The organism is Chitinophaga sp. Hz27 (genome assembly GCF_042263525.1).
Lineage (GTDB): Bacteria > Bacteroidota > Bacteroidia > Chitinophagales > Chitinophagaceae > Chitinophaga.
Genome location: NZ_JBHKFJ010000009.1, coordinates 330,431 through 342,030 on the forward strand (window position 1 = coordinate 330,431; position 11,600 = coordinate 342,030).

Below are 11,600 nucleotides of genomic sequence, written 5' to 3' on the forward strand. Positions count from 1 at the left end.
GATCATACACCTGTAATTTCAAGAGATGAACGACTTTATGTTGTCTGCGGCCGACACAACGCGGTTGCAGGCGCTATTAGATACCGTTGCAAGTGGTACAGCCGGCTTTTTAGGATATCCAGTGGCTAAGGATTTTGATTATTCTCCGCTGATGCCTTTCCTACAATATCCACTGAACAACTTGGGCGACCCTTTCATTCCATCTACATACGCAGTTGGTTCCAGAGACCTGGAAAAAGAGGTAGTCGCATTTTTTGCGCAGCTTTTCCGGGCTCCGGCCAACGATTGGTGGGGATATGTTACCAACGGTGGTTCTGAAGGTAATTTGTATGCCTTATACCTCGCCAGAGAGTTATATCCCAAAGCTATGGTCTACTACTCTGCCGCCACGCATTACAGCGTGCAGAAAAACATTCATTTGTTGAACATGCCTGCCATCGTAATTCGTACGCAGGACAATGGGGAAATGGATTATGAAGATCTCGAAAATACCATTTCCATGAATCGTCAGCTGCCAGTGATTATCCTGGCTAATATCGGCACCACGATGACGGAAGCAAGAGATGATGTAAAACGTATCAGGGCCATACTAAACAAAACGGCTATACGTCAATTCTATATTCATGCGGATGGCGCGTTATCCGGCAGCTACAGCGGTTTCCTGGAAAACAGGCCGGCGTTTGATTTTGCGGATGGCGCGCATAGTATCGCAATAAGCGGACATAAATTTATTGGCTCACCGGTTCCATGCGGTGTTGTAATTGCGCATAAGTCGTACCGCGACCGGATAGCCCGTTCAGTGGCTTATATTGGCACTTTAGATACAACTATTACCGGCAGCAGAAATGGTCATAGCCCACTCTTTCTCTGGTATGCTTTGAAGAGATATGGTATTGAAGGGATGCGTGCAAGGGCCGTGGCAGCGCTGGAAGTAGCCGCTTATGCCACCAATCGTTTACTTGAAATCGGCGTGGCAGCCTGGCGAAACCCGGATACATTAACAGTAGTATTTCCGGAGCCGCCGGCTAGTATCAGGCTAAAATGGCAGCTGGCCTCTGAAAATGGCTGGTCACATATTATCTGCATGCCAGGGGTTACGAAAGCGCTGATTGATACGTTTATAAATGAACTGGAAAATGCGTTGCCTGAAACACCACAACAACCATCTTACAATTTGAATTTTGCATAAAGCTCATTAAAAGCAAAATCGCCTGAAAGACAGTATTACACTACCTTTCAGGCGATCGTCACTTATATTATTACTATTGTATCTCAATCACAAATTCTTCTACCGGGATACGTACTTTCTTCATGTTTACGAGCCAGTCAGCTGCCTCTTGTCGATAGCCCAGTGGCAACATCGTTACACTTCGGAGTCCTTTGGAACGCAGGTCCAGTAATTCATCCAGGGCATTGGCATCAAAACCTTCCATCGGCGTGGCATCTACTTGTAATTCCGCTGCCTGCGCGATCGCTAGTCCAAAACCTATATAGGACTGGCGCGCAGTATGTACGAAATTATCATTCTCCTCTTTAGGCAGGTACATGGCTTTGATCTTATCGGTATAACTGGAAAAACGTCCACGTGGTAAACCTCTTTCGTCAGTAGTTCTGTCGTAGACAGTATCGATCCTTTCTTCTGTATAGTTATCCCAGGCTGCAAATACCAGCAGATGTGAGCAATCCGCTACAATTTCCTGTCCCCATGCAATAGGAACGATTTTCTTTTTCAGTTCCTCGTTGGTGATCACTAAAACCCTGAATTGCTGTAACCCAGATGAGGTGGGCGCCAGACGTGCGGCTTCTACAATATTCCTTACGTTTTCGTCGCTTACTTTCTTCGTTGGATCATAGCTTTTAGTGGCATATCTCCATTTCAAATCTTCAATTAATGACATATTTCTGCTAGATTAATGCGCAAAGATAGTACATGAAGAATGGCCACAGACAATGCAAACACAGTAAAAATGTTAAAATAAAACGCCAATATCAGCCACTACACTACATTCCACCTATACAACCACATAATACATTCCATCAAAACCAATATAGATAAGGATCAGACGAGAATTATAAATTCATCATCTTTATAATATATCATAAAAGCAGTATAAATAAAAAATCATCATTTGATAAAAAACATTATCATTAATAGTATAATAAAAAAAGCGGGATGCAATAATTGCATCCCGCTTTTCTAATTCATAGTGCTGTTTTACTTTTTAGGTATATGCAGCGGTATTAATTCGTCGTTGGGGAGATTGTATTCATATACTTTTCTGGATAGTGTATCGATGTACAACCAGGCGGCGGTGCCGAATACCATGCCCTCACCGTTATTTTCATCTGCGCCCACCTGCAATACCACATAGGTTGCGGAATCCGTTTTACGCAGAGAATCCCAGATCCAGTTGATAGAGCTATCTTTCAAGTGCACTTTGACTAATTCGTTTGCTGCTGGTGATTTCACGTAGGCGTCAGCAATATCATTTACCCATGCAAGGCGTTTCATGATGGTAGTATCCATATCAATGGTTTCGCCATCATCGTTTCTGTCATCTTTGTTAGCGGGAGTTGCACTGTCGCCGGGAGCGCTGGCTAATTTAACGGAGTCGGATTCGATGGTCTTTTCAGAACCGGAGAACCAGCTGCAGGAAGCTAGGAATACCACTGCGCAACAGGGAATCAGGTACTTTTTCATAGTATAAGGTGCTATTGTTGTCGTTCGCTTTTGTAAATAAAATGACGGCGAATCTACTGAAAATCTCTTGAAAAAAAGCCGTTTTCAGACACCTTTTTCAGCGATGGAAATTATCTCTGTATTAAGGGTGCGACGCAGTTGCTGTTCCAATTGTTTGTCTGCCACAGGAAGGGTGAGTTGCAGTTTAAACAAGACATGATCTTTCTTTATTTCCATGGTACGAAGCAAGAAACTTCCTTTGGCATAATGGCTTTCGAAGGCCCTGATGGCATTGTTCAGGCGTTCTTCCAATTGGTCTGGTGTAAAGGTCAGCTTTCTATCCAGTTCAAACTCTATGATCAGCTTTTTAATATTTTGTTTGGATTGGTTAACCACAATGGCGGTAAATACCAGGGAATTAGGTACTATCATGATTTCATCGTCATCATTTTGCAAGACAAGATTAAAAAGGGTGATGTCCAGTATTTTGCCTTTATAATCACCAATCTTTACATGATCGCCCAGGGAGAGCTGGTCGGAGAACATGATGATCAGGCCATTGATGATGTTGGTGATATAGTCTTTAGACAAGAGTGCTATTGCCGCAGCAACGATGGTGATACTGGTTACGAATTTCAGCAGATCGATACCAAAAAGTATCATGACGGCCAGTATAAAAAAGACCGTATTAAGCACAGAGCTGATGCGATTGAGGCCCAGCATGAAGTTATCTTTTTCTACGGGTTTATTGAGTCGGCGGCGGGTATACCAGGAAATGATGAGGATCCAGGCTAGGGAGATAACCAAATTGGCGCCCAGGAAAAAAGAGAGCGCGTTGGTTATTCTGAATAGCCAGGGAAATTTATTATAGGCGACTGCATGATCCAGATTAAAATATACAATAGCCAGATAGGCCAATAATTTGGCTAAGAACAGGATTCGTACCTTCCGGTTTTTCCGTTTATAAACTGCGTCGGTTAGCATCATAGTTTTGTAAAAGTACAAACCGGGCACATTACTGCCAAATGATTGCTAACCAGTGCAATGCGGATGAAGGCATTAACCCATTTTACTGAGGATTTCGCTCCATATGATTCGTGCAATCTGTTCAGTTTCCACGATCCGTAACCTTTCGGCCACAGTGTCAGTATGGTCCGCCGTGAAGTTGTTATTCTGCGGCTGGAAATCCTGTAAAACAAAGGGTCTTACATCGGGGACTACCTCATACATTGTTTCATGTATCTGGCTATTTACCGTGATGTTAAGTCCGTATGCTTTACCATTGATAATAACTGTTACATGATGTTCTTCCATACTTAAAATAGGACAAGGTGTGTGCCATATAAAAAGACCGGTGCTATACGGCACCGGTCTTTATTTGTATATAGTTTGTCTTTGTTTGGTAAGCACTTAGGCATGCATAGCTTTACGCTTGCTGGTGGCTCTTTTTCCGGAAGCCATTTTGCTCCGTCCGGCAGATTTTTTAACAGTAGTTTTAGAAGATTTTTTCGGCATTGCTTTTTTGGCGGTTGCCTTTTTGCCGGTCATGGATTTCGCAGTAGCTTTTTTAGGACTGGCAGATTTTTTCGCCGTGGCTTTTTTAGCTGTGGCACGTTTGGCAGTTGTATGTTTTGCCATTGTTTTTTTAGGGGCTGCTTTTTTTGCAGTTGCTTTTTGGGCAGTTGCTCTTTTAGCAGTCGCTTTTTTGGCGGTGCTATGTTTTGCTGTTGTAGTGTGAGATGATTTCTTAGTTTTTGAACCCGTAGAAGAAGTTTTTCTAGGTGGAAGTTTATCGCCTTCAGCGCGGGCTTCTGATAATCCTATCGCAACTGCCTGTTTTGGATTTGTTACTTTTCTACCGCTTCGACCACTTCTTAATTTACCTTCATGCATTTCATGCATTACTTTTTTCACCTTCCGCTGTACAGCGCTGGAATACTTTGCCATAATAGAAGTTTGAATGGGTTATTAAAAGTTAATTGCTCCATATATAACGCAAATCATAAGCCAATGCAGATCAGGTATTTCAGGGGTCAAAACTGTGGAATCGGGGCTTTTATTGTGTGTATTTTTCTATGCATTGGGTAATGAATTGCACTAATACCACAGTGAGAGGATGGCGGAAATGCTGTATTGCATTGACTTACAGGCGGTGGCACCATAGTTGTATAGTTGAGCTATACATAATTTGTTCACTACACTATAAAAGTTGCATTATGGAAAACATGAGGTATCAATCATTTCCCAATGGCAATCCGCAGGATAGTGCGGTAGAAAAACCTAAGCACAGCAAACGCGGTTTTGCATCCATGGATCCGGAACAACAGAGAGCCATATCCAGAGAAGGTGGACGAGCAGCCCACAAACAGGGCGTTGCACATAAATTCACATCTGAAGAGGCAAGAGCTGCCGGCAAGAAAGGTGGAGAAGCGGTTAGCCGAAACAGGGAACATATGGCTGCCATTGGCCGCAAAGGCGGTACAAATCGTGGCAAAAATAAACACAAGGAACAGCAACAACATGTGCTGTAGCAGCCAGTGAAAGATATTTTAAAAGAAAAATCCTGTCATTATAATGGTGACAGGATTTTTTGTATATTTTATAATCATGTTATAACAGGCTTATTCTCTATTGAGCAATAATACTAAAATACGAGGCACTGTATTGATATTATCTTCGTCAAAATATTCATTGGCATTGAATACCTGCAACCCATGTCTGGCAGCCGTTTGCACGAACTCCGAAATGTGATGGGTATAAGTCTGCAATTCCTGTACTCCCTCACTGGTTTCATATTTCGCTTTACTTCCTCCGTACTGACGGAATGGATGCAACTCCCCTATATATAGCAACCCATTCTGTTGTAATATCTCGGATACAGCCGCAAAAATGCTATCCAGGTCACGGATATGTTCCAACACAAGGCTAAAAGTTACCAGATCATACTTTTTACCTGCTGCAAATGTCCACGGAGCGGTAATATCTGCCTGAATAAAACTAACATTGCTATGGTCCTTGAATTTCTCTCTGGCCTTGGCCAGCATCTCTTCTGAAAAATCTACGGATGTAACGCTAATGGCATTATCTGCAAACCAGGCGGTATTTTTACCTGTACCACTGCCGATTTCCAACACATGTTCTATAGTAAATGGGGCGAGAGCTTCGCGTAATGCAACGGCTTCAAGGTCTCGGGTTCTGTTGATATTGGTATCATATTGTGATGCCCATTCATTGTAAGCTTCTCTGATACTCATGGTTACCTTGTTTTCTGGGTTATATGTAAATCTAATATTTTTTTGGTCGTAAGACAAAAACCTACGTCATTTACTACCTTGTCAAGGGTTTTAATTGGGGCATATTCAGACTTTTGTGGGATGCACATCATAAATTCCAACAGCCAAATTCATGGTATTACACAATAGGAGCTGAACTATAATTTTTGCAAAGGTTATAAGTTGCAACTACTATTGAATAAAATAAAAAAGCTGTCTTACTAAGTAAGACAGCTTTCCTTTTGTGACCGCGTCAGGATTCAAACCTGAAACCTTCTGATCCGTAGTCAGATGCTCTATTCAGTTGAGCTACGCAGCCATTTCCCTTGTTGGGATTGCAAAAGTAGGAATTATTTTATTTCTAACAAATTTATTTTCAGTTTTTTATACGTTTTATATAAAATAAAAGATTCGGAAGATGATAAAACGGTCTGCTGATCTATTTGCGGCGATGAAAAAGAGGCCGTAGTGCGTTGTTGCCATTTAGATGTTTAACGACGCCTACGGCCTTTAAAATATGCTTACAGATCAAATTTAATCCCCTGTGCCAGCGGCAACTGGGTACCGTAGTTGATCGTATTTGTTTGTCTGCGCATATAGTTTTTCCAGGCATCGCTGCCACTTTCGCGGCCACCGCCTGTTTCTTTTTCACCTCCAAAAGCACCACCTATCTCGGCGCCAGAAGTACCGATATTGACATTGGCAATGCCGCAATCACTACCAGCGGCCGATAAGAAGAGCTCTGCTTCCCTTAGGTTCATCGTCATTATGGCGGAGGAGAGACCCTGTGGAACATTATTCTGGATAGCAATCGCCTCTTCAAGCGTGCTATATTTCATCAGATATAGAATGGGTGCAAATGTTTCGGTTTTCACAATCGCGTAATCTGGCTGTGCTTCTGCAATGCATGGTTTTACATAGCAACCGCTTTCAAATCCGGCACCGCTTAACACTCCACCAGGCACGATAAATTTACCACCTTGCTGCTCGCAAGCTGCAATTGCTGCCAGGTAAGCATTCACTGCATCTTTATCGATCAATGGGCCTACGTGATTATTTTCATCCAGTGGATTACCGATGCGAAGTTGACCATAGGCTTTTACCAGTTTTTCCTTGAAGCTATTGTACACGGATTCGTGAATGATGAGTCGGCGTGTGGTAGTACAACGTTGTCCAGCAGTGCCTACAGCGCCGAACAGGCTTCCTATCAGGGCCATGTCCAGGTCTGCATCCTTAGAGATGATAATAGCATTATTACCACCCAATTCCAGGAGGCAACGTCCCAATCTCGCTGCTACGGTAGCTGCAACTGCTTTACCCATACGGGTAGAGCCAGTGGCTGACAACAGCGGAACCCGCGTATCATTAGCCAGCATCTCTCCTGCTTCACGGCCTCCATTCACTAAACAGAGTACTCCTTCCGGAACATTATTACGTTCCAGCACTTCTGCAATAATATGTTGGCATGCGATGGCGGACAATGGCGTTTTTTCACTAGGCTTCCAAATGCATATATCGCCGCAAACCATTGCCAGCATAGCGTTCCAACTCCACACTGCCACGGGGAAATTGAATGCGGAAATAATACCCACAATACCCAGTGGATGCCATTGCTCATACATTCTATGTGAAGGGCGTTCACTATGCATGCTCAAACCATATAACTGACGACTCAATCCTACTGCAAAGTCACATATATCAATCATCTCCTGTACCTCTCCTAATCCTTCCTGCAGGCTCTTTCCCATCTCATAGCTAACCAGACTACCTAAAGCCTGTTTCTTCACACGAAGCGCCTCACCTATCTGGCGTACTACTTCTCCTCTACGAGGCGCAGGTACAGTACGCCATTGTTCAAATGCTTTGGCAGCGGTGTCAATTACAGTCGCATAGTCTTGTACTCCAGACATGCCCACCTGACCTATCAACTGACCATCTACCGGCGACCAGGAAGATATTTTTCCTTCACTACCCTGCATCCATTTTGTGCCGGTGCTTACACCAGGGTTCTCTGCTTTTATCCCGAGTTCTTCTAAGAATTTCATTGCTACTTGTTGGTTTGTGATGAATAGGTACTTTCAAAAATCTTGTTGGCATTGGCTGCTTCAAAGCCTTCCCGGCGATGTTCCCTGCGCACATCTATGTCGCTTAGTTGCTGGTATTCTGGTAATAACCTACGTTCTGCAAACTCCACATAGGAGCCGGAAATACGATGGGCTACGCCGTCTGCAAAATCGGCTGCTATCATACCCGCCACAGTGGAACTTTGCAACAACAAGCCATCCGGGCTTTTCTTGAATTTGCCACCGGCATCATTGAGCTTCAGTCCATGCTTTTCCAAAAACTGGTTGAATTGTTCAATGTGATTATAGCCTTCTTTCAGGTTGTGTACACTAATGGTAAAATGATTCAGGTAGTAGCGGTTATAAATTGTCCAGGATGCGTACTCGCTTTCTGCTGCCAGTGCTGAGAAATCAGCATAGGTTGGGAGTCGCCAGAGGCCACTGTGCAGGAAATTATCTACTTGTGCGGGATTGTCCAGGTTTAGTGCATCCACCGGATCTGCTGTCACCTCATCGGTATAGCTATGTATGATTTGTTGGGCATCTTCCGATAAATCCTTTACCCGTAATTCACTGATGAAAATCCGTGGCAGCGCAGGATGCGGTGGTGCATACCAATAGGCGTCCAATTTCTTTTCTTCAAAATAGTAATAGTCTTTTTTCGTATAGCCGTGATGGATAAAAATTTTTTCCAGCGACTGTATCCCGAGATGTGGTACACCGATGGTACGAAAAGCGATATGATCGTTTTCAATTTCCTGTTCTTCTTTTATCAGTCCTTCCACTTTCATGGCTGATATTACCCGGTTCACATCCGGTACGCGCTCTTTATAGCGGCGCATCAACCCATCCAGGATCAATTCCAGATTATTCATGACAATGATTTATTAGAAATTAAGTTCAGTTAATACTTCATCGAGATGGCGTACCATATCGGTAGCGTTTTGTTTACTGAAAACCATCGGCGGTTTTATTTTCAGCACATTGTAGAGTGGACCGTCGGTAGATAGCAGGAAACCTCTTTCTTTCATTTTCTCTACTACTGCATTGATTTCATCAACGGCAGGTTCCATGGTGGTCCTATCTTTCACCATTTCTGCCCCAACAAACAATCCGAAGCCGCGTACATCACTAATGACAGGATGTTTGCTCATTACCTCCCGCAGGCCATCCATAAGGAAGTTACCTGTTTCCAGGGCATGTTGCTGCATTTGTTCGGATTGGATTACCTGAAGCACTGTTCTGCCGGTAACCATAGAGACTGGGTTAGCGCCGAAAGTGTTGAAATATTCCATACCGTTATTAAATGCGTCAGCGATTTCCTGGGTTACAACCACGGCTGCCAGCGGATGACCGTTGCCGATTGGCTTGCCCAGTACAACAATGTCTGGCTGTACATTTTGGAGCTCAAAGCCCCAGAATTTTTCCCCTACTCTACCAAAACCTACCTGTACTTCATCAGCGATACACAAGCCACCAGCGGCACGGATATGTTTATAAACGTTTGCCAGGTAGTTGTCTGGCAGCGGAATTTGTCCACCTACACCCAGCAATGTTTCGCAGATAAAGGCAGCAATTTTTCCAGGATTTTTTTCAAGAATTTGCTGTACGTCAGCTGCATATTTTTCGCCTGCCAGTGGATCATCGTAGCGGAACTCCCCGCGGTATAAGTCTGGAGATACTGCTTTATGTATATAAGGCATTTGCCCAAAACCTCCCTTGCCATCGAACTTATAAGGACTCATTTCCATGGCTACCGTAGAAGTACCATGATAGGCATGATCCAATACCATGACATCTTTACGACCGGTAAAATGGCGGCTCATGCGGATAGCCAGGTCATTCGCTTCACTACCAGAGTTGGTAAAATATACCACCGCGAGGTTGGAAGGCAATGTTGCTAACAGGTCTTTAGCATATTCCACGAGATGATCGCTGAGATAACGGCTATTGGTATTAAGTGTGGCGATTTGTCTTTGCATGGCTCTTACCACCACAGGGTGACAGTGTCCTACATGGCTGGGATTATTTACACAGTCGATGTAGGTATCTCCCTTATCATCATACAAATATTGCAAAGCGCCTTTAATAATCTTCAGCGGTTTGCGGTAGCTGATGCTGAGATTGCGGCCTATCACTGATTTCCTTTCCCCCAGGAGCTGACTATAATCATCTTCAATGTTGATCAGGGAAGGCATACCACAGGCTTTGCGGAAAGTATCGGCAGCACGGAGAGGATTGACACGAATAAGCGTATGTAGTAGATCCCAGGCATCTACCTCTGTAACAAAGTGATGACTGTTGGAAGACCCCAGGGAGGCCTGGTAGGCAGATTGAGTAACGCTGATGCACATACGTGCAGCAATCAGGTAATAGATCAGGTCTACTTCCTGTTCTGTCAGTGGAAACGCCTCATGGTAGCCTTGTATCACCCAGGCAGCTGCCTGCAGCGGATCTTCAGCTCTGAACATGGCATAGGTGCAGGCAATAGCCACATTATTTACGAGGGCGGTGTATACCATGTCGCCAAGATCTATAAGGCCGCTGATCTTTCCATCTTGCACCAACACGTTATAATCGTTGGCATCTCCGTGTATACATGCATGCCGTAATTCCTGCAATACCGGCGCCACTTCTGTATCAAAAGCCAGCAGGAAATAGCCTGCCAGTCTTCTCTTCTCATGGTCATGGATATGTTTCAGCAGTTTATTACAATCTGCTGCAGTGCTGATATCCCAGGTGTAATGACGATGTAGTGCATCGTGCTGGAATTCTCTCATCGCTTCATCTGTTTTGCCGATGAAGCGGCCCAGGTCAAGGTACAGCTCTTTTGTTTTCACGGGAACCTTTGCCCAGCAATCACCTTCCAGCCAGGTGAGGATACGTACATAGTATTGTTTGCCGTCTTTGAAAACAGGCGTTAGTTCCTGGCGATTTTTATTACGTAGTATCTGTTGAAATTTCCAGGCTACATCGGTCACGGTAAGATGGTCCAGTATACGCAATTGTGCGTCCAGGAAGGAGTATTGTTTTTCCTCTCCTGTTATTTTGAGGATAAATTTCCGCCCGGAGGTATCAGTAATCTTGTAATTAAACTCATCGTAACCCTGGAGTGGGTCCACCTCTACTGCCAACAGGTAGTTTTTTTGTACCAGCTGCCTTACTTCGTTTGCTGTAAAATCCATGACGTTATTTATTTTTCAGTATCATTAACAAATGTGCTGCGGACCAGCTGAAATTTTTTGCATTCAAACCTTTCCCAGTAATGGGATGATAATTTTCACATATTGGTCCGTCAGAAAGTAGTCCTGCTGCGTTGTTCAGCAGTTGTTGCTCAAACTTCTTCGCTTCTTTGGCATATCCATACCGGCGCAATCCCTGCGCACCGTACGCTACCTGGTCCAGCCATACGGGGCCGCGCCAGTAACCTTTCATTGGATCGAATGCTGGATGATCAGCTGCCAATGTAGGCAGCGGTACTTTGGTATTGAACTTCTTCGGATCATTCATCTTCTTTAATACCTGCGTAGCTTGTGCCTTTGTGGCAATACCTGTCCACAGTGGTATCCATCCTTCCGGGCCATC

12 protein-coding genes and 1 tRNA gene are annotated in these 11,600 nt (G+C 44.0%); 2 read left to right on the top strand and 11 right to left on the bottom strand.

The genetic code is table 11. The features are described 5' to 3' along the window. The first annotated feature begins 25 nt into the window (after positions 1 to 25). Positions 26 to 1,189, top strand: coding sequence for a histidine decarboxylase (locus ACE38W_RS22575; RefSeq protein ID WP_375835058.1), 1,164 nt, complete (start codon positions 26 to 28; stop codon positions 1,187 to 1,189). A 73-nt stretch (positions 1,190 to 1,262) separates the two neighbouring features. Here the strand turns inward: ACE38W_RS22575 and ACE38W_RS22580 are convergent, their stop codons facing one another. The 5 genes from ACE38W_RS22580 to ACE38W_RS22600 form a co-directional block, all read right to left on the bottom strand. Next, positions 1,263 to 1,898: an NAD(P)H-dependent oxidoreductase gene (locus ACE38W_RS22580; protein ID WP_375835061.1), complete on the bottom strand. Its 636-nt coding sequence runs from the start codon at positions 1,896 to 1,898 to the stop codon at positions 1,263 to 1,265. Positions 1,899 to 2,215: 317 nt separating this feature from the next. Continuing rightward, positions 2,216 to 2,701 (bottom strand): hypothetical protein, encoded by a 486-nt coding sequence (locus ACE38W_RS22585; RefSeq protein WP_375835063.1) that lies wholly within the window; start codon positions 2,699 to 2,701, stop codon positions 2,216 to 2,218. 84 nt (positions 2,702 to 2,785) lie between these two features. Further along, positions 2,786 to 3,667: a mechanosensitive ion channel family protein gene (locus tag ACE38W_RS22590; RefSeq protein WP_375835066.1), complete on the bottom strand. Its 882-nt coding sequence runs from the start codon at positions 3,665 to 3,667 to the stop codon at positions 2,786 to 2,788. 72 nt (positions 3,668 to 3,739) lie between these two features. Beyond that, positions 3,740 to 3,994: a hypothetical protein gene (locus ACE38W_RS22595; RefSeq protein ID WP_375835068.1), complete on the bottom strand. Its 255-nt coding sequence runs from the start codon at positions 3,992 to 3,994 to the stop codon at positions 3,740 to 3,742. 96 nt (positions 3,995 to 4,090) lie between these two features. Continuing rightward, positions 4,091 to 4,627, bottom strand: coding sequence for a DUF6496 domain-containing protein (locus ACE38W_RS22600; RefSeq protein WP_375835071.1), 537 nt, complete (start codon positions 4,625 to 4,627; stop codon positions 4,091 to 4,093). A gap of 269 nt (positions 4,628 to 4,896) precedes the next feature. On the opposite strand from ACE38W_RS22600, the gene ACE38W_RS22605 reads away from it, so the two are divergent. Beyond that, a complete protein-coding gene (locus tag ACE38W_RS22605; RefSeq protein WP_205195526.1) occupies positions 4,897 to 5,211 on the top strand; it encodes a KGG domain-containing protein in 315 nt (104 codons plus the stop codon). A gap of 90 nt (positions 5,212 to 5,301) precedes the next feature. Here ACE38W_RS22605 and ACE38W_RS22610 read toward each other — a convergent pair whose 3' ends face one another. The 6 genes from ACE38W_RS22610 to ACE38W_RS22635 all read right to left on the bottom strand — a co-directional run. Continuing rightward, positions 5,302 to 5,934 (bottom strand): class I SAM-dependent DNA methyltransferase, encoded by a 633-nt coding sequence (locus ACE38W_RS22610; protein WP_375835075.1) that lies wholly within the window; start codon positions 5,932 to 5,934, stop codon positions 5,302 to 5,304. 263 nt (positions 5,935 to 6,197) lie between these two features. After that, positions 6,198 to 6,271: transfer RNA gene (locus ACE38W_RS22615), tRNA-Arg, on the bottom strand. A 202-nt stretch (positions 6,272 to 6,473) separates the two neighbouring features. Further along, positions 6,474 to 7,997, bottom strand: coding sequence for an aldehyde dehydrogenase family protein (locus tag ACE38W_RS22620; protein WP_375835077.1), 1,524 nt, complete (start codon positions 7,995 to 7,997; stop codon positions 6,474 to 6,476). A 2-nt stretch (positions 7,998 to 7,999) separates the two neighbouring features. After that, positions 8,000 to 8,890, bottom strand: coding sequence for a DUF1338 domain-containing protein (locus tag ACE38W_RS22625; RefSeq protein WP_375835080.1), 891 nt, complete (start codon positions 8,888 to 8,890; stop codon positions 8,000 to 8,002). A gap of 12 nt (positions 8,891 to 8,902) precedes the next feature. After that, a complete protein-coding gene (locus ACE38W_RS22630) occupies positions 8,903 to 11,200 on the bottom strand; it encodes an aminotransferase class III-fold pyridoxal phosphate-dependent enzyme (protein WP_375835083.1) in 2,298 nt (765 codons plus the stop codon). 4 nt (positions 11,201 to 11,204) lie between these two features. Next, positions 11,205 to 11,600: hypothetical protein (locus ACE38W_RS22635; RefSeq protein ID WP_375835085.1), on the bottom strand; the 396-nt coding region annotated here is incomplete at its 5' end.

Excerpts from the sequence above, each read along its gene's own strand:
- ACE38W_RS22585 (WP_375835063.1), bottom strand. The coding sequence starts at position 2,701 with ATGAAAAAGTACCTGATTCCCTGTTGCGCAGTGGTATTCCTAGCTTCC.
- ACE38W_RS22590 (WP_375835066.1), bottom strand. The coding sequence starts at position 3,667 with ATGATGCTAACCGACGCAGTTTATAAACGGAAAAACCGGAAGGTACGA.
- ACE38W_RS22620 (WP_375835077.1), bottom strand. The coding sequence starts at position 7,997 with ATGAAATTCTTAGAAGAACTCGGGATAAAAGCAGAGAACCCTGGTGTA.
- ACE38W_RS22610 (WP_375835075.1), bottom strand. The coding sequence starts at position 5,934 with ATGAGTATCAGAGAAGCTTACAATGAATGGGCATCACAATATGATACC.
- ACE38W_RS22625 (WP_375835080.1), bottom strand. The coding sequence starts at position 8,890 with ATGAATAATCTGGAATTGATCCTGGATGGGTTGATGCGCCGCTATAAA.
- ACE38W_RS22600 (WP_375835071.1), bottom strand. The coding sequence starts at position 4,627 with ATGGCAAAGTATTCCAGCGCTGTACAGCGGAAGGTGAAAAAAGTAATG.
- ACE38W_RS22575 (WP_375835058.1), top strand. The coding sequence starts at position 26 with ATGAACGACTTTATGTTGTCTGCGGCCGACACAACGCGGTTGCAGGCG.
- ACE38W_RS22595 (WP_375835068.1), bottom strand. The coding sequence starts at position 3,994 with ATGGAAGAACATCATGTAACAGTTATTATCAATGGTAAAGCATACGGA.
- ACE38W_RS22605 (WP_205195526.1), top strand. The coding sequence starts at position 4,897 with ATGGAAAACATGAGGTATCAATCATTTCCCAATGGCAATCCGCAGGAT.
- ACE38W_RS22580 (WP_375835061.1), bottom strand. The coding sequence starts at position 1,898 with ATGTCATTAATTGAAGATTTGAAATGGAGATATGCCACTAAAAGCTAT.
- ACE38W_RS22630 (WP_375835083.1), bottom strand. The coding sequence starts at position 11,200 with ATGGATTTTACAGCAAACGAAGTAAGGCAGCTGGTACAAAAAAACTAC.